This is a genomic window from Alcanivorax sp. NBRC 102024, from assembly GCF_001602235.1.
Lineage (GTDB): Bacteria > Pseudomonadota > Gammaproteobacteria > Pseudomonadales > Alcanivoracaceae > Alcanivorax.
Genome location: NZ_BDAS01000017.1, coordinates 24,885 through 41,542, shown reverse-complemented (window position 1 = coordinate 41,542; position 16,658 = coordinate 24,885). Strand labels below are relative to the sequence as shown.

Here is a 16,658-nt window from a genome sequence, read left to right as displayed (position 1 = left end):
CCTATCAGTGCATGGGGATGCGCATGCCACAGCGGGGCGCCAAGATGGCGGGCCTGCAGGGTGTGGATCGCAAGGCACTGGGGATCCCCACGGAAAAAGAGTATGTGGACCAGTACTGCCAGCGCCGCGGTATCGACCGCATCGACAACTGGGAATTCTATCTGGCCTTCAGTTTCTTCCGTCTTGCTGCCATCTGCCAGGGTGTGGCGAAACGGGCCGTAGACGGCAACGCCTCCAGCAAGGAAGCGGCTCAGGTCGGCGCGCTGGTCGAGCCACTGGCGTCCATGGCTGTACAGATCATCAAAGAAGGGGCGTAAAGCAGCTTCAAGCTGCAAGCCTGAAGCTACAAGGAAAACCGCGTTGACGTTGCGGCGCGGTTTTTCCGTTTTTCGAATGGCTACAGGGTCTGCTCGCGTTGAAGCTTGCAGCTTGTAGCTTGACGCTTTTTATCGGGAGAGTCGTAATGAGTACCACCCTTTTTAACCTTGAGGGCAAGATTGCCCTGGTCACCGGTGCCAGCCGGGGGATTGGCGAAGAGATTGCCAAATTGCTGGCGGAGCAGGGCGCCCACGTGATCGTGTCCAGCCGCAAGATCGACGGTTGTCAGGCCGTGGCCGATGCCATCAAGGCTGACGGTGGCAGTGCCGAAGCCTTTGCCTGCCATATTGGGGAAATGGCGCAGATCGAAGCCGTGTTTTCCCATATCCGTGAGGTTCACGGCAAACTGGATATTCTGGTCAACAACGCTGCCGCCAACCCGTACTTCGGGCACATCCTGGATACCCCGGTGGATGCTTTCGACAAGACCGTGGACGTGAACCTGCGCGGTTATTTCTACATGTCCGTGGAAGGCGCCAAGCTCATGCGTGAGCACGGTGGCGGTGCCATCGTGAACACGGCATCCGTGAACGGCCTGACCCCGGGTGACATGCAGGGCGTCTATTCCATTTCCAAGGCGGCGGTGATCAGCATGACCAAATCCTTCGCCCAGGAATGCGCCCAGTTCAACGTGCGGGTCAATGCCTTGTTGCCGGGCCTGACCAAAACCAAGTTTGCCGGTGCCCTGTTTACCAACGAGGACATCTACGATTCCGCCATCAGCCAGATCCCCATGCGCCGCCATGCCGACCCGAAAGAGATGGCGGGCACCGTGCTGTACCTGGTATCCGATGCCTCCAGTTATGTGACCGGGGAATGCGTCGTGGTGGATGGCGGGATGACCATCTAATCGCTACCAGCACAATTCGGGCTTTCTACAAAGCCGCTGTAGGAACGTAGCGGAGCGGAGTAACGCACGCAGGGCGGCCCCGAAGGGGTGAGCGAAGCGAATAACGCCTCTCGAGGCGCGAACCGCGCGCAGCGCGGAAATCGACCGAAGGGCGATCAGGCATTTCAGAGCTCGACAGATTTCTCCAGAAAACCGGAAGCTTGGTCCGAGTCTGACATCGCGCCGCCAGCGACGCTCCTACGGCCAGTCTGAGCGAGCTGGGTTTATAGCCCGTGGCGAGACTTAATTATCAGGAGAATCTTTCATGGATCCAATCCTCGATTTTACCGGCAAGACGGCACTGATCACCGGCGCTGCCAGCGGCTTTGGCAAGTTGCTGGCGGAAGAGCTGGGCAAGCGCGGGGCCGCGCTGGTGCTGGGGGACATCAATATGGATGCCCTGAATGCGCAAGCCGAAGGGCTGGCGGAGCAGGGTGTCAAAGTGGCGGCGTTGCGTTGTGATGTGTCCCGCGAAGCGGACTGCAAGGCCATGGTGGAAACGGCCCTGGCGCAGTTTGGACACCTGGATATGGCGGTGAACAATGCGGGTATTGCCCATGGCTTTATTCCTTTCGATCAGCTCACCGAGGAAGTGCTGGATCAGCAGGTGAACGTGAATGTGAAAGGGGTGATGTTCGGTATGAAGCATCAGATTGCTGCCATGAAAGAAAACGGTGGCAGCATCGTCAACGTAAGCTCCATGGCCGGGCTCGGGGGAGCACCCAAAATCGGCGCCTATTCCGCTGCCAAGCATGCGGTGATCGGCCTGACCAAAACCGCCGCCGTGGAGATGGCGAAACGCAATATCCGTGTCAATGCGATCTGCCCGTTCTATACCCATACGCCCATGGTGGATGAAGGGGAGCTATCCCAGGACAAGGCAGCAATGCATGCCATGCTGGCGTCCGGCTGCCCCATGAAGCGGCTGGGCCAGCCGGAGGAAATCGTCACCGTCATGTTGATGATGTTGTCGCCGGCCAACAGTTACATGAATGGCCAGGCCATTGCCGTGGATGGCGGTGTGTCTGCGTTCTGATTGATGTTGGCGGGAAGAAAGGCAAAGCCCCGGTCGTGCAAATGTGACCGGGGCTTTTTTATGTTCGCAAGCACCCTGGTTTTTCAGCACGTAGGGTGCACTGAGCCTAGGGCGAACTGCACCATCAAACGCCGGATCGGTGCAGTTCGCCCTAGGCTCAGTGCACCCTACGGTGTTAATACCCCCTCCCAAGCCGACTTGCCAAACAAGCCTCTCTCCCGCAAGAACGGGCGTTACCAATCCAGCGTGATGCCAGAGTAATAGGTTGTGCCCGGGCCGGGTTCGAAGTAGCCGCGGTTTTCTACTGACCGGTCGCTGTTGGCGTTGATGCGCAGGTTGCTGTAGTAGTCACGGTCCAGCAAGTTGTTGATGCCAGCAAACAGGGTCAGCGTTTGTTGGTTCAGTTTCCATGCCTTGCCGCCCCGCAGGTTCACCAGGACCTGGCTGCCGACCCGGGTGCGATTGGTGTTTTCCGCATAGCGGTGGCTGCCCAGTATCGACTCCACTGATGCAAACAGGCCGCTTTCCGCCTGCCAGTCAACCTGTGCAAACAGCTGATGTTGTGGGATGCCAGGTAACTGGTTGCCGCTCACATCCACATTCTGCTGGGTGTCGAAAAATTCCTGGAAACGGAAGTCGGACCAGGTCCAGGACAGAGACAGGGTCAACCGGTCGGTGGTGGCATGTTCCAGCCCCAGCTCCAGGCCATCGCGGCGAGTCTTTCCGGCATTCTGGTAAAAGGTGCGGCCGTCGATCTGGTAGGGGGTGATTTCGTCCTCCACGTCCACCCGGAACAGTGCCGCCTCATAAAAGAGCCGTTCACCGAGTGTGCCACGGGCACCCACTTCCCGGTTGAGTGCGGTTTGGGGCTCCAGGTCCGGATTGAAGCCACCGCTTCCTGAAGGGTTGGCCAGCTCAGTGAAGGTGGGGCTTTCGAAGGCAGAACTGATTGTGGTGTAGAGCGTGTGGGCGGGGCTGACTTGCCAGCTCAGCCCGGCACTGTAGCTGTGTTCGTCAAACTCCCGGCGACCACTGTCGTTGCCATCAGTCAGTAATGCATCGTCGATGGTCATGCGCAGCCGGTCCGCCCGGCCACCGACCGTGAACATCAGATGGTCGGACAGATGGCTGTCCAGTTGCAGGAAGACCCCCTCGGCGCTGGCGTGCTGGTCTTCGTCGGCGGTCACCGCAGTGATGTTGCCGGTGGCACTGACCGCACGGCGGCCACGGTCATCTTCCTGGCGATCCAGGTCCACACCGAGCAGTAGCCGATGGGGGCGCGCCAATATGGTGAAGGGCAGGGTGTAATCCAGGCGGGCGCCGTAAAAACGTCGTTGGTAATCGATCAGGCTGCTGCCGGGAAAGGGCAGTTGCTGGCGGAAGTCCCGCTGGCTGACAAAGGCGCGGGCATTGAGCAACCCATTGGCGAAGGCTTCATCGCGGTAATGCAGCCCGAGACGCTGCTGGTCGACCTGCTGGCCGGCATCCAGCCGGGTAGCAAAGGAGCTGGCTTGTCGCCGGTCCTGGTGAGCCTGTTGTCGGGTCAGCCCCCCCGGGTCCTGGGCAACGGGGGTATCCATGGCGGTAAGGAAGAGCGTCATTGAGCGGGTTTCGGCAAGATCCCAGCCAGCCTGGCCGGTGAACTGGTATTTGCGCACTTCACTTTGTTCACGAAAGCCGCGGTAATCCAGCGCGGTCAGGCTGAGAGCGTGATGGCCCGGGCCATGGCGGCCGCGGGTCTGCACATTGGCTTGTGTCAGCCCGTGGCTGCCTCCGATCATGGATACGCTGGCGGCATCGTTGCGGGTTTTTCCGGATCGGGTGTCGATGTCCACCACGCCACCGGTGGCGTTGCCGTAGAACAGGGAGCTGGGGCCACGCAATACAGTGAGTCGTTCCACTGCAAACAGATCGATGCTGTCCAGTTGCGACTGACCGTCCGGCAGGGTCTCCGGGAAACCGTCCACATTCAGACGCAGCCCCCTGACCCCGAAAGGGGCACGGGAACCAAAACCCCGTGATGACAGGCGCAAGCCCTGGGCGAAGTTGTAACGGTTCTGCAGATAAAGGCCCGGGACCCGGTTGAGGCTTTCATCCAGTTGTAGACGGGTCTGGCCCCGCAAATTGCTGTCGGCATTGACGACCGTTACGGCGGCGGGTGTGTCGGCCAGGGGCCTTTCCATACGGGTGCTGGTGACGGTCACCGGCTCAAGAGTCACCGGATCGGCAAGCAGTGAAAGCGGAGGCAGCAGCAGGAAAACGGTTAAATAACGACGCTTCATGAATCTCATCCCAGGGTTGCTACTGTTCTACAGGACACTGCCGTGGAAGCAAGTGAAGAAGCACAGAAGTCGCTGGGTGGATAGTAAGGTGCCGTTCGCCTTAGGCTCAGTGCACCCTACATGTTCCGTGGAGCATATAAAAAAGGGCCGCACAAAGCGGCCCTGGAAGGAGAGAAACAGACGCGATCAGTGGGCTTTCTTCTTGCCCTTGCGCTGGCTGGCCTGGGCGTGTTGCTCGGTGAGCAGGCCCTGGTCGCCGAAGAGTTTTTCCCGCCATTCGTCCAGCAGGGCGTCGGTGTCATGCTGGGACGGGTGGAAATCGCGCTTGAAGAAGTCCAGGTACTGGGGCGCCAGCTTGGTGAACAGCCCCTTGCGTCCGAACAGGAACTTGATGCCGTTCCAGTTGTTCTTGACGTTCAGCAGGCGACCATCGGAGGCCAGCATGCGTGCCTGGAAGGCAGCCAGTACCGCGAAGAAGATCACGGTAGTGGGAATCATGGCCCCGGCGCGGATGGCATAGTTGCCACTGACTTTTTCGTACACGTCATAGGCCACGGTCTTGTGCTCGTTTTCTTCCAGCGCGTGCCACAGCCACAGCTTGGCAGTGGCGTCGTCGAGAATGCGGGCCTGGTGTTCCGGCTCCCGCAGCAGCTGCTCGGCAATGATGGCGGTGTAATGCTCCAGACAGACCGTGGCGGCCAGCTGGAAGATTTTCGGCGTGCGTTTCTGCACCAGACCGAGCAACTTGCCCAGGGTCTTGTCCAGTTTGTCGGTGGGGTAACCGAATTTCACACCCATTTCGTTCCAGGCTTCATGCTCTTTACTGTGCATGGCTTCCTGACCGATAAAGCCAGCCACCTGGGCTTTCAGTTTGGGATCGGTGATGTCCTTGCGATAGTGGCGCACGGAATCCACGAAAAAGGCTTCGCCTTCCGGGAACAGGGCAGACAAGCTCAGCCAGAATGCGCTCAGGAAGGGGTCATTGTCATAGAAATACCGCGCCGTGGTTTTGTCGTCGAACTGGAAGTCCAGGCGACGGGGCGGAATGTTCACGGTGGCGCCCAACGGCATTTTCTGAGCGCTCTGCTGACCGGCCTTGATGTTGCTGGATGCTGTTGTTGTCATGTGTCCTCCTGGTCCCGACCGGTTATTACCGGTGGATGTCAAACTGTGACATTAAAGAATGTCACGATACTCAGGGTTACAGCACAACAGGTAAATGGCACTTTCGCGCCCCTGCCGGGGCGCTAGTGCCAGTACACAAAAGAGGTCTTTTTGTGTCCGTAAATGACAGGTGAAGAGGTTCTATCAGTGAGGGAGGAACAATGACTGGGTCTCCAGAAACTCCTCCAGCCCGAAGCGGCCCCATTCGCGGCCATTGCCGGATTGCTTGAAGCCACCAAAGGCGCCCTGCAGATCCGGGCCGGCGCCATTGATATGCACCATGCCGGTACGCAAGCGGGCTGCCACCGCCCGGGCGTCACTGTCTTCTCCGTACACATAACCGGACAGGCCATAGTCCGAGTCGTTGGCAATGGCCACCGCCTCGTCCACGTCCTGGTAGGGGATCATCACCAGCACCGGGCCGAAGATTTCCTCGCGGCCAATGGTCATGGTGTTGCTGACCTGGCTGAAGACCGTGGGGCGGGCGAAATAGCCGGCTTCCATGCCCGGTGGTTTGCCGGTGCCACCGGCTACCAATGTTGCTCCTTCCTGGAGGCCTGTCTCGATCATGGATTGCACTCGCTGGTACTGACGGCCGTTGGCGATGGGGCCGATGACGGTATCCTCGTTCTGCGGATCGCCCACCACAATACTGTCGCAGGCCTGGGCGGCAATGGCTTCAGCCTCGGCTAACCGGTCGGCGGGGACCAGCATTCGGGAGGGGGCGTTACAGCTTTGCCCGGTGTTGTTCATCATGGCCCGCACCCCATGGGTCACCGCTTTTTGCAGATCGCAGCCCGGCAACAGGATATTGGCGGATTTGCCACCCAGCTCCAGGGATACCCGCTTGATGGTGGCGGCGGCTTCGCGGCTGACAGACTCACCGGCCCGGGTGGAGCCGGTCAGGGAGACCACATCAATACGCGGATCACTGGACAGCATGGGGCCGACCTGGGCGCCATCGCCATGAACCATATTGAACACACCGGCTGGCAGCCCGGCCTCGTCCATGATTTCCGCCAGAATCTGTGCCGAAAGGGGGGCAAATTCGCTGGGCTTGAGCACCATGGTGCAGCCCGCGGCGATGGCCGGGGCCACCTTGCACATGACCTGGTTCATGGGCCAGTTCCAGGGGGTGATCAGGGCGCAGACGCCGGCAGCGGCCCGCCGGATTTGCGCTTGGCCAAGCTGCTCCTCAAAAGGGAAGTCCCGCGCCACGGCCAGGGTCGTTTTCAGATGACCCAGTCCCATGGGGGCCTGCACCTTGCGGGCCAGGCTAATGGGGGCGCCCATTTCCTGGCTGATGGCCTGGGCGATGTCTTCCAGCCGCGCCTGGTAGCCTTCAGCAATGCGTTCCAGGTATCCCAGGCGGGTTTCCAGGGGTTCGGCACTGAATGCCGGAAAGGCTGCCGCCGCGGCGCTGATGGCGGCATCGATATCCGCCGCGCCACCCATGGCCAGCTCTCCCAATGATTTCTCCGTGGCCGGGTTAATCACGGTGTGGCTGCCGGCGCCATCGGCAGGGGCGACCCAATGGCCATTGATATAGAACTGTTGCAGCGAGCCCATGAGGGTATCCTTTTGTTGGTGACTGATTTGAGTCAGACGTGCCACAATACAATAATGGAACGAAGTTTTAAAATATTGACCGCTTGGCCAATCCCGTGACAAGGTGGATCTGGCTGAAACACAAAATCATTGTGCTTCAGGCGTTCTCTCGTGGCCAACACTGGCTTATGCAGGTGAAACCGCTTTTTGCTATATTTGCGCGGTGAATAAACAACTATAAGTGGAATCTATGCCCGTTATGCCGGGGAAGGATTCCCGATCCCGAAGCCTGAAAGGAAAAACAACCATGCGCAGAGCTGTTGCCGACGTGGGTACTAACGACAAAGACCGGAATTTCGTCACCGCCCTGGCGCGGGGGCTCGATATTCTTCGCTGTTTCGGACCCGCTGACGAATACCTGGGCAATGCGGAACTGGCCAAGCGCACCAATATTCCCCGCCCAACCGTCTCGCGCATGACCGCTACCCTGACACAGCTCGGTTACCTGCGCTATGTGCCACAGCTGGAGAAATACCGGCTGGGCCCGGGAGTACTGGATCTGGGGTACCGTTATCTGGCCAGCGAAGGCGTGCGGGAACTGGCCCGGCCCTTTATGCAGGAGCTGGCCGATGCCACCGACTGCATGGTGGCTATCGGGGCGCCGGATGGTGCCCAGGTGACCTACATTCAGGTATGCCAGGGTAACGGTCCCCTGGTGCTGCGGCTGAATATCGGCTCCCGCGTGCCCATGGCCACCTCGGCCCTGGGCCGGGCCTTTCTGGCGGCCACCCCGGAAGCCGAGCGGGAACAATATTACGAACAGATTCGCCGTCAGGACCCGGCGGCCTGGCCGGAGCTGGAGCGCAGCCTGCAGTCTGCCTATGAGGAGTATCAGGAGTACGGCTTCTGCATTTCCGATGGCGAGTGGAACCGTGATGTGAGCGGCGTTGCCGTGCCGCTGATCCTGGACGGCGGTGCCCAGGTGGTGCCCTTCAATTGTGGCGGTTCGTCACTGCGCCTCAGCCGCCGCACCCTGATTGAAAACCTGGGACCACGACTCAAGGATGTGGTGGCCCAGGTGGAACAGATGGTACAGGGGCGGGCCTGATTCCTGTCTCTGTCGAGGACAAGCCATGGCAGAAGTACCGCCGTCTGCGTTTTCCATGGAAGACGCCAATGCACGTTTCAATATGGGTTTCCCCGCCCTGGTCGGGTTTCATTTTCTGGAATGGGAAAACGGCCGGGCAGTGTTGGGGCTTCAGGTCCGTCCGGAACACCTGAACCTGGGTGGCGTGATTCACGGTGGTGTGCTGGCCACGTTGATGGATGTGGCCGGGGCCTGCGCGGGGACCTACTGTGCTGATCCTGCCCGTATTCGCAAAGCGGTGACACTCTCCATGACCAATACCTTTACCGGCCAGGCCGGTGAAGGGTTGATCCGCGCCATCGGCACGCGACGTGCCGGTGGCTCAAGGATCTATAACAGCACCATGGAAGTGTTTGATCAGCAGGGGCAGCTACTGGCCATGGGCGAGGGCACGTTCCGGTTGCGCTCCAGCAATGTCGGCCCGGCGGGCGAGCCTGTCTGAGGCGAGCTACACTCGTTGTATAAGGAACGATTGAGCGGTTCTCTGGATTTCTACGAAGCCACTGTAGGAGCTATGCTCGCATGGCGAACCGAGCGTAGCGAGGCGGCAAAGATCAAAGTCTGTCCGCAGTGTTTTCTGGAAGCTGTCGAGCACTGATAGTCCTGATCGCCCTACGGACGATTCCCGCGCAAGCGCGGTTCGCCATGCAAGCATAGCTCCTACATGAAAGGCCTCAATGCTCCGCCGGCTGCAGGCTGATCCGCAGCATCCCCTGACGATCATCGAATAACGTTACGTCCACATTGTTGCGATGCTCGCCGGGCAGTACTGCCAGTGGCACAGGCAGCGATAACTGGCTGGGGCCGGGCAGGATGGCCTTGATGTTACCGGCGATGATGTTGGTCAATTCCGTGAGGGCGTCGATGATATCTTCGCCGGTGACGGCGTCATCTTCTTTTCGGAACATTCGGGCTGCGATTCGCGGGCCCAGAGCGTCGCAGGTGCAGACGGTCACGCAGCCTTTCCATTTCCCCGAAATCGCAACCTCCGCGCCATGTTGCACGGTGGGAGGAGGGCCACTCTGGGCCCGAACCGGAATGTTCAGGAAATCGCTGAGCACATTGGCTCCGATGCGGGCAATTTTCTGTGACAGCATGGCGGGTTGCGATGACATTTCCATAGGTGCACCCTCAAACAGGTTGGTAAAAAGGACGATGGCTGCGGGGAATGGCCGGAATGAAACCGGCGGATTTTTCCAGACTCTCGGTGGCGCCGAGGAGCAGGTAGCCGTCACTGACTGTCTGTTCGCGTACCCGACGAAGTACTCGCAGGCGATCGTCCATGGAAAAATAAAGCAGCACGTTGCGCAGCAGCACGATGTCAAATAACGGCAGTTCCTCTGGCCATTCCCGGATCAAATTGATTTTTTCAAAGCGAATGCGTTCGCGGATCTCGGTTTTTATCTGCCAGTCCAATCCCTGTTGCTCGAAATAAAGCGCCATGTTGCGCGCGGGCAAGCCGCGGTTCATTTCGTTAAGGCCATAGCAGCCCTGTTTTGCCTTGCTCAATGCGGACTGGGAGAAATCACTGGCGATCAGGGTGACCTGCCAGTTTCTCAATTGTGGAAAATGCTGGTCCAGCAACATGGCAACGCTGTAGATCTCCTGGCCGGTGCTGCAGGCGGCGCTCCAGATGCGCAGGGTTTTTTCCGCCCGCCGTTTATCCAGCAGGGTGGGGATCATGGTGTCCAGGAAACTCTCGCTGAGAATCGGGTCGCGGAAAAAATACGTCTCATTGATTGCCATGGCTTCTACCAGCTCGATGCGCAGTGCATCCTCAGCCACGGTGGAGGCCTTCTCTATGAGCGCATTGATGTCCCCCCGGGTGTGCTGGCTGGCCAGATTCTGCAGCCTGGCCTCTGCCAGGTACACCTTGTCCGCTGGCAGGCTGAGCGCGATCTGTTCAGAGAGTAGGGCGCAGAGAGTGAGATAGCTGTTTTCACTGATACAGCTCATCCCTGTGCCTCGGGGTTCATGGCGGCACGCTGTCGCGCGCGGAAGGTGGGGCGGCCACGGTTAACCCGTCGCATGATTTCCGTCGACATGTCCTGCAAGGGGAGCTCAGCGCAGGCAAGCCCGGCTCTTGATACGACTCCGGGCATGCCCCATACCGCGCTGGATGCCTGGTCCTGCACCACTATCTGGGCACCGGCCCTGGCCAGTTGGCGGCAACCGTCCAGGCCGTCCTGACCCATGCCGGTCAGCACCACGGCCAGGACATTGGAACCAAAATGCCTGGCGGCGCTGGAAAAGAGAATGTCCACAGCAGGGCGACAGAAATTCACCGGCTCACTGCGCAGTGGGGCAATCAGTGTGTTGTCGCCCTGTTTATCCACGGTCATATGGTAGTCGCCTGCGGCCAGCCATACCTGACCGGGCTCGGCGTGCTGCCTGCTGTCGCACTCAGCCACATTCAGCGCGGCGTTCTGGTTCAGACGAGTGGCCAGGGCACGGGTGAATACCGCCGGCATGTGTTGCACCACCAGAATGGGAACCGGAAAGTCGCCGGGCAGTGACGGGATCAGCTGACCCAAGGCGCTTGGTCCGCCCATGGACGCGCCGATCACCACCAGGTCCACCCGGGAGGGGATACGTTGATGGGGGAGTTGTGAGGCAACCGGACGGGGCGTTTTGGCAGGTTCAGCGTATGCCACAGACGGCTTGTTGTAACGTTGCAGCAGGGTTTTGATTTTTCCCAGCAGGCTGTTCTTGATGTAGTCCCTGGCCTCGGCGGCGGTGCCCACCATGGCGGGTTTGGGCACATAGTCGCTGGCACCCAGGGACAGGGCCTCGATGGTTACCATGGCGCCGCGCTCGGTAATGGAACTGAACACCAGCACTGGCAGTTCCGGACGGCTGACCTTCAGTTCCTTGAGCATTTCCAGGCCGCCCATACCGGGCATTTCCACATCCAGAATCAGCAGATCCGCTTCCACGCGATGCAATCGATCAAGTCCCTGGCGTCCATCGGCAGCGGTGCCCACCACAACGATGTCCGGGTCTTCCTCGAGGATCTGGGTGAGGATATGCCGCACGGCGGCGGTATCATCCACCAGAAAGACACGGATGGTGCTCATGCTCTCTCTGTCCGTTGCAGGCCCATCATTTCCAGCTTGCAGGCCATTGCCTCCGAGGAAAACGGTTTCATCAGGTATTCATCGGCGCCGGCGGTGAGGGCTTCGACCATCTGGCTCACTTCCGCCTCACTGGTCACTACCAGTAATTTCATCCCGTTATAGCAAGGCTGCTGCCGCACGGCGCGGATAAATTCCAGGCCGTTCATGACCGGCATATTCCAGTCCACCAGGGCCAGGGTGGGAAGGGTGTCACCCCCTTCCAGCAGGGCCATGGCCTCTTGGCCATCGCCGGCTTCCGAAATTTCGTAGCCCAATTGCTGAAGCAGGTCGCTCAGAATCAGGCGCATGGCCCGGGAGTCATCAATGACCAGTGCGTGTGTATTCGCCATCTGATTGGCCTCGTATTATTTCTGGTTATCGGCGCGTCCGGTGCGTTCCGCATCCACCACCAGGGTTTGCAGGTCCGCGGCAAGTTTGGCCAGGTCGGTGGCAGCCTGACGCATGCTGTCCACCCCGGCGTTGGTGCTTTTCGCCGCTTCCGCCACGCCGCCGATATTGCCGGCCACTTCGTTGGTGCCCTTGGCGGCGTCGGCGACACGCCGGCCCATTTCGTTGGTGGTAATGGTTTGCTCTTCCACCGCGGAGGCAATGGAGCCCTGTACCTGGCTGATGTGATGAATCACTTCGCTGATGCGGGCAATGCCTTCGATGGCACCTTTCACATCCACCTGGATGGCCTCGATCTTCTGGCCGATGTCCTCGGTGGCACGGCCGGTTTCCTTGGCCAGTTCCTTCACTTCGTTGGCCACCACCGCAAAGCCGCGACCGGCATCCCCGGCGCGGGCCGCTTCGATGGTGGCGTTGAGTGCCAGCAGGTTGGTTTGTTGAGCAATCCCGGTAATCACCTTGATCACCTTGCCAATTTCCGCACTGCTGGTGCCCAGGCTGCTGATGGTGGTGTTGGTGCCTTCGGCGATGCTGACCGCTTCATCGGCCACGCGGGCCGCATCGGTGGCGTTCTTGGCGATTTCCTTGATGCTGGCGCCCATTTCTTCAATACCACTGGACACCGCCTGCACGTTCTCGTTGATATCTTCGGCGGTGCGTACGGCAGAGATGGCCTGGCTGCTGGTGACACCGGCGTTGGACCCCATCTGGTCACTGGTGGCAATCATTTCCTCGGAGGAGGTGGCCAGCACTTCCACGGTGCCGCGAATCCGCTCTTCCAGCAGCACTTTCTCGGTGATGATTTCCCAGGTGAGCATGGGGCCCACATAGTTGCCTTCCGCGTCGTAGATGGCATTGACCAGCAGATCAGCCTTTTCTTCGCCAATGTTGATGCGGGCGCGGTAAGGCAGGTTGGTGGGGTCGGAAAGAATGCGCCGTTGGTGTTCCGGATGCTTGTGGAAAATATCAATGTTGGCACCCAGCAGTTCGCTGGCCTTGATGGGCAGGTAGGATTCCAGCTTTTCCATGGTGGCGGTGGCGGCCGGGTTCAGATAGATGATCTGCAGGTCACGGTCGCACAGGAAAACGTTGGTGGGCATCTGGTCCACCATGTTCATCACGCGGCGGAATTCGTTTTCCTGACGCAGCTCGGTGGTCACATCTTCCCAGCAAACGGTGTAACCAATGATTTTTTCTTCCGCACTCATTACCGCATTGATACGGGTGCGCAAGGTCACGCCACCGAAGTTGAAGTCCGCGGAATGGGGCATGGCCTTGGGGTCACGAAGAATGCTTTCCACCCGTTTGGGATCACGGTGAAACCGGTGAATATGGCCGTTGAGGATATCTTCGATGCGAACGCCAAAGGTCTTGAAGATCGGCTGCGCAATGGTTGACAGGGTTTCGGCAGCGCGGGGATTGATGTAGACGATATTGAGGTTGGTGTCCGCCACAAACACATTGGCCTGAAGACTTGCCATGGTGCCCTTGATGCCTTCCAGGCTGTCGGTGACAGACTTGCTGGTATCCACATCACGAAGGACGGTATCGCCGGAGTTTGTCGAATTGCTGCTGGTTGTGTCCATGCTGTTCTCGTTCACGATGTCCCCCTTCAAAGGCGCAACGGTATTCATGATGGCGTCGATGTGGGCGGAGTCCACGCCCAGCGATGCCAGTGTCTCGTTAAGATGATCGGCCACCCGGTCAAAATTCCGGGCGGTGATATGGAGGTTCTTGTGGGCATCGGCCATGGACGGGCCCTGATAAATCGTTGGGCCTCCCAGCGCCTGGGTAAAAAACCGGACCTGGGATTCTTCCAGCCCCTTGCGCTGTTTGTGGCGGAAATAGGGCGCCAGGGCCGGGTCTTCCAGCACCCGGTTGTAGAATTCGGTTACCACGGCCCGGACAGCAGTTTCACCACCTACCTGGCTATAGAGTGAGTTGTTGTTTGCGTGATCCAGATTGTCGGTCATTGCTGTCTATCCCCGTCTTCCTATTGCAATAGTGAGTGTGCCGCGCGGCTGGCTGAGCGGCTGCATAATTCGTCCGCCAGTAAGGTGTCCAGATCCAGTAGCAGGTACAGGGTGCCCTGGACAGGAAAGACGCCACGCATGAACTTCCGTGGCGCCCCCTTGAGCGTTTCCGGTGGGGGTTCAATCTCTTCCGGCAGCACACTGACAATGTCACCAATGCGATCCACCATCAGGCCTACCTGCTCGCCACCATGATTGATGATGATGTTGATGGTGTTGTCGTCTTCGTTTTCACCGGGCAATCGCAATACTTTGCGCAGGGCAATGGCTGGCACGATGCGGCCGCGAATATTCATTAATCCCAGTACTCCCGGGGGAGCCAGTGGAATATCGGTAATCTGGTGGTTGGCGAGCACTTCCTGAACATGGTCGACCACCACCCCGTAATGTTTCTCCGCCACCGAAAAGGTGCAGATCAGTTGATTAGCTTCCATTGCTGTCCTCATTGCCGTGCGTGCCATGGAACCGCTTGAAAAGGGAATCACAGTCGATAAAGTCGGTGACGCGGCCTTGCAGAATGCCGGTGCCCAGAATGCCTTCGGTTTTGCCGTTCTTTTGCATGGCGGCCTCGTCATCGCTGACGATGTCGATAATGTCGTTGACCACCAGGCCCACCTCGCCAAATTCCGTGGGCTGTACAACAATGCGGATAATGTCCTGGTCGTCCGGGCGGTTATCGTGGTGATTGTCGAGGCGGATCAGCGGCAGAATACCGCCGCGATACTGGATCACTTCCCGACCGGCAGAGTATTCGATCCGATCGGTGCTGATTTCTTCCAGCCGTGACACCTTTGACAGGGAGATAGCGGAGCGACCGGAGGTGCCATCCGGTCGAACCAGCAGATAGTTTTCGGCGGCACGAATGGGTTGGGTATCTGCGGCCAACGGATTTTCCTGATGACGGAGTTTGCGCTCATGGCGGGTGACACCGGCAAAGTCGGCGGTGGATTTCACATCCAGAATCAATGCCACGCGACCATCGCCCATGATGGTGGCACCGGCAAAACAGGGGTTATCCTTGAGCAGTTTTCCCAGCGGCTTCACCACAATTTCTTCGGTGTCGCGAACGTCGTCCACCAACAAACCAAACTCCTGCTGATCGGCGGTGAGGACAAGAATGAACTGGTCTTTCTCGGTTTCCCTGTCCCCCATCTGCATCAGGGAGCGCATGTCGACCAGCGGCAGCAATCGGCCCCGTAATCGATAGACCAGGGCGTCGTGGACCGTTTCGATATCCTTGTCGAGACGGTCGGACTCCACGTAGACCACTTCCATCAAATTGGCCTGGGGAATGGCAAAGCGTTGATGAAGACAACGCACGATCAGCGCCGGGACAATGGCGAGGGTGAGCGGAATTTTCAGTTTCAGGGTGGTGCCACGGCCGGTGAGGCTCTTGATATCGATGGATCCCCCGATGCGTTCCACATTGGTGCGCACCACATCCAGGCCCACGCCGCGACCGGACAGGTCACTGACCGTTTCTGCGGTAGAAAACCCGGGTTCAAAAATATAGCGGATCTTTTCCTGTTCGCTGAGCTGCTCCACCTGTTCCGGCCGAACCAGGCCGATCTCCAGGGCCCGGCGGATAATTTTTTCACTGTCGAGCCCGGCTCCGTCATCGCTGATTTCCACCGTGACATTGCCGCTTTCGTGGTAAGCGCTCATGGTCAGCGTGCCGGTTTCCGGCTTGCCCTGTGCGCGACGTTTTTCCGGACTTTCGATGCCATGGTCCACGGCATTGCGCACCAGGTGAATAAGGGGGTCGCGAATGGCCTCCAGAAGACTACGGTCCAGCTCGGTGTCGCCGCCCTTGAGTACCGGCGTCACCCGTTTACCGGTTTTCCTCTCCAGATCCAGTAACAGGCGAGGGTAGGTGGACCAGGCATTCCGGATGGGCTGCATGCGGGTTTGCATCAATCCTTCCTGCAGCTCGCTGGTGACCATGTTGAGACGCTGGGACAGATTGACCAGCTGGGCGTCGTTCTGACTGGCGGTGTGTTGCAGCAGCTGGTTACGGGTAAGCACCAGTTCGCCCACCACGTTCATCAGTTTATCCAGCAGCACCACGTCCACACGTACGGTGGTTTCGGCCATGGCGGTGGGTGCACCGCCATTGTTTTCCGGCGTGATGCTGTCGTTTTCCGGCTCTTCGTCATGGAGGGGCGAAAGCGGAGGTTCCGGTTGTTCCAGGGATTCCGGTTCAGAATTCAGTGAGGCCGATGGTGGCGGGTGGGTTGCGGCACCGGTTTGCGCGCGGTCCGGTATCAACCGATGCAACCGGAGCATCAGCGCCTGTGGAGCGGGGTCCCCATCGTTGCCGTCATCATGGATACGTTTGAGGAAAACACGAATTTCATCCACCCCATCCAGCAGCACGGTGGCATGGGGCAAGTCCATCTGCACATCGCCGTCGCGCATGGCGCCAAGGAGATCTTCCAGGGCATGGCTAAGGGTCTCCAGATGACTGAACCCAAAGAAGCCACAGGTGCCCTTGATGGTGTGGATTGCCCGGAAGGCGCTGGCGATACGGTCATTGTCCCGGGGGGAGCGCTCCAGTGCCACGATATCCTGTTCCAGTTGCCCCAGGTTCTCGTCACTTTCGATCAGAAAGCTTTGCAGTGCCTTGTCGTTTTCCTGCATCGGGCCTTCTCCCCTGG

14 protein-coding genes and 1 pseudogene are annotated in these 16,658 nt (G+C 59.2%); 5 read left to right on the top strand and 10 right to left on the bottom strand.

Annotation, left to right across the window (positions count from 1 at the left end):
- The 3 genes and pseudogenes from A0251_RS16585 to A0251_RS16575 all read left to right on the top strand — a co-directional run.
- Positions 1 to 317: pseudogene (locus A0251_RS16585) on the top strand (phosphotransferase family protein); the annotation flags it as partial.
- 146 nt (positions 318 to 463) lie between these two features.
- Complete coding sequence (locus A0251_RS16580; RefSeq protein WP_062817952.1) at positions 464 to 1,228, top strand: SDR family oxidoreductase; 765 nt, start codon at positions 464 to 466, stop codon at positions 1,226 to 1,228.
- 304 nt (positions 1,229 to 1,532) lie between these two features.
- Positions 1,533 to 2,303, top strand: a complete 771-nt coding sequence (locus A0251_RS16575; RefSeq protein ID WP_062817951.1) for an SDR family NAD(P)-dependent oxidoreductase — start codon at positions 1,533 to 1,535, stop codon at positions 2,301 to 2,303.
- Between the two features lie 233 nt (positions 2,304 to 2,536).
- Here the strand turns inward: A0251_RS16575 and A0251_RS16570 are convergent, their stop codons facing one another.
- From A0251_RS16570 to A0251_RS16560, 3 genes are all read right to left on the bottom strand, one after another.
- Positions 2,537 to 4,585: a TonB-dependent receptor gene (locus A0251_RS16570; protein ID WP_231874269.1), complete on the bottom strand. Its 2,049-nt coding sequence runs from the start codon at positions 4,583 to 4,585 to the stop codon at positions 2,537 to 2,539.
- 186 nt (positions 4,586 to 4,771) lie between these two features.
- Positions 4,772 to 5,710 (bottom strand): metal-dependent hydrolase, encoded by a 939-nt coding sequence (locus tag A0251_RS16565; protein WP_062817949.1) that lies wholly within the window; start codon positions 5,708 to 5,710, stop codon positions 4,772 to 4,774.
- 183 nt (positions 5,711 to 5,893) lie between these two features.
- Positions 5,894 to 7,318, bottom strand: coding sequence for an aldehyde dehydrogenase family protein (locus A0251_RS16560; RefSeq protein WP_062817948.1), 1,425 nt, complete (start codon positions 7,316 to 7,318; stop codon positions 5,894 to 5,896).
- A 286-nt stretch (positions 7,319 to 7,604) separates the two neighbouring features.
- Between A0251_RS16560 and A0251_RS16555 the strand changes: the two genes are divergently transcribed.
- A complete protein-coding gene (locus A0251_RS16555; protein WP_062817947.1) occupies positions 7,605 to 8,405 on the top strand; it encodes an IclR family transcriptional regulator in 801 nt (266 codons plus the stop codon).
- A gap of 25 nt (positions 8,406 to 8,430) precedes the next feature.
- Positions 8,431 to 8,886 carry a PaaI family thioesterase gene (locus A0251_RS16550; RefSeq protein ID WP_062817946.1) on the top strand — a complete coding sequence of 152 codons (456 nt, stop codon included), beginning with the start codon at positions 8,431 to 8,433 and terminating at the stop codon, positions 8,884 to 8,886.
- Positions 8,887 to 9,118: 232 nt separating this feature from the next.
- On the opposite strand, the gene A0251_RS16545 is transcribed toward A0251_RS16550, so the two are convergent.
- The 7 genes from A0251_RS16545 to A0251_RS16515 are packed head-to-tail and all read right to left on the bottom strand — an operon-like array spanning position 9,119 to position 16,641.
- Positions 9,119 to 9,565 (bottom strand): chemotaxis protein CheX, encoded by a 447-nt coding sequence (locus A0251_RS16545; RefSeq protein WP_082810943.1) that lies wholly within the window; start codon positions 9,563 to 9,565, stop codon positions 9,119 to 9,121.
- Positions 9,566 to 9,575: 10 nt separating this feature from the next.
- Entirely contained in the window at positions 9,576 to 10,400 is an 825-nt protein-coding gene (locus tag A0251_RS16540; protein ID WP_062817944.1) for a protein-glutamate O-methyltransferase CheR, read from the bottom strand.
- On the bottom strand, positions 10,397 to 11,521 hold the full coding sequence (locus tag A0251_RS16535; protein WP_062817943.1) for a chemotaxis response regulator protein-glutamate methylesterase: 1,125 nt from the start codon (positions 11,519 to 11,521) through the stop codon (positions 10,397 to 10,399). Before A0251_RS16535 ends, A0251_RS16540 begins: the two co-directional genes overlap by 4 nt.
- Positions 11,518 to 11,910, bottom strand: coding sequence for a response regulator (locus A0251_RS16530; protein ID WP_062817942.1), 393 nt, complete (start codon positions 11,908 to 11,910; stop codon positions 11,518 to 11,520). Before A0251_RS16530 ends, A0251_RS16535 begins: the two co-directional genes overlap by 4 nt.
- 15 nt (positions 11,911 to 11,925) lie before the next feature.
- Positions 11,926 to 13,941 (bottom strand): methyl-accepting chemotaxis protein, encoded by a 2,016-nt coding sequence (locus A0251_RS16525; RefSeq protein WP_062817941.1) that lies wholly within the window; start codon positions 13,939 to 13,941, stop codon positions 11,926 to 11,928.
- A gap of 20 nt (positions 13,942 to 13,961) precedes the next feature.
- Positions 13,962 to 14,435: a chemotaxis protein CheW gene (locus tag A0251_RS16520; protein WP_062817940.1), complete on the bottom strand. Its 474-nt coding sequence runs from the start codon at positions 14,433 to 14,435 to the stop codon at positions 13,962 to 13,964.
- Positions 14,425 to 16,641 (bottom strand): chemotaxis protein CheA, encoded by a 2,217-nt coding sequence (locus A0251_RS16515; RefSeq protein WP_062817939.1) that lies wholly within the window; start codon positions 16,639 to 16,641, stop codon positions 14,425 to 14,427. Before A0251_RS16515 ends, A0251_RS16520 begins: the two co-directional genes overlap by 11 nt.
- Positions 16,642 to 16,658: the final 17 nt, after the last annotated feature.

What these genes read in the sequence shown, in the direction of transcription:
- A0251_RS16545 (WP_082810943.1), bottom strand. Translation starts at nt 9,565, where the DNA reads ATGGAAATGTCATCGCAACCCGCCATGCTGTCACAGAAAATTGCCCGC.
- A0251_RS16560 (WP_062817948.1), bottom strand. Translation starts at nt 7,318, where the DNA reads ATGGGCTCGCTGCAACAGTTCTATATCAATGGCCATTGGGTCGCCCCT.
- A0251_RS16555 (WP_062817947.1), top strand. Translation starts at nt 7,605, where the DNA reads ATGCGCAGAGCTGTTGCCGACGTGGGTACTAACGACAAAGACCGGAAT.
- A0251_RS16565 (WP_062817949.1), bottom strand. Translation starts at nt 5,710, where the DNA reads ATGACAACAACAGCATCCAGCAACATCAAGGCCGGTCAGCAGAGCGCT.
- A0251_RS16550 (WP_062817946.1), top strand. Translation starts at nt 8,431, where the DNA reads ATGGCAGAAGTACCGCCGTCTGCGTTTTCCATGGAAGACGCCAATGCA.
- A0251_RS16515 (WP_062817939.1), bottom strand. Translation starts at nt 16,641, where the DNA reads ATGCAGGAAAACGACAAGGCACTGCAAAGCTTTCTGATCGAAAGTGAC.
- A0251_RS16520 (WP_062817940.1), bottom strand. Translation starts at nt 14,435, where the DNA reads ATGGAAGCTAATCAACTGATCTGCACCTTTTCGGTGGCGGAGAAACAT.
- A0251_RS16570 (WP_231874269.1), bottom strand. Translation starts at nt 4,585, where the DNA reads ATGAAGCGTCGTTATTTAACCGTTTTCCTGCTGCTGCCTCCGCTTTCA.
- A0251_RS16525 (WP_062817941.1), bottom strand. Translation starts at nt 13,941, where the DNA reads ATGACCGACAATCTGGATCACGCAAACAACAACTCACTCTATAGCCAG.
- A0251_RS16540 (WP_062817944.1), bottom strand. Translation starts at nt 10,400, where the DNA reads ATGAGCTGTATCAGTGAAAACAGCTATCTCACTCTCTGCGCCCTACTC.
- A0251_RS16580 (WP_062817952.1), top strand. Translation starts at nt 464, where the DNA reads ATGAGTACCACCCTTTTTAACCTTGAGGGCAAGATTGCCCTGGTCACC.
- A0251_RS16530 (WP_062817942.1), bottom strand. Translation starts at nt 11,910, where the DNA reads ATGGCGAATACACACGCACTGGTCATTGATGACTCCCGGGCCATGCGC.
- A0251_RS16535 (WP_062817943.1), bottom strand. Translation starts at nt 11,521, where the DNA reads ATGAGCACCATCCGTGTCTTTCTGGTGGATGATACCGCCGCCGTGCGG.
- A0251_RS16575 (WP_062817951.1), top strand. Translation starts at nt 1,533, where the DNA reads ATGGATCCAATCCTCGATTTTACCGGCAAGACGGCACTGATCACCGGC.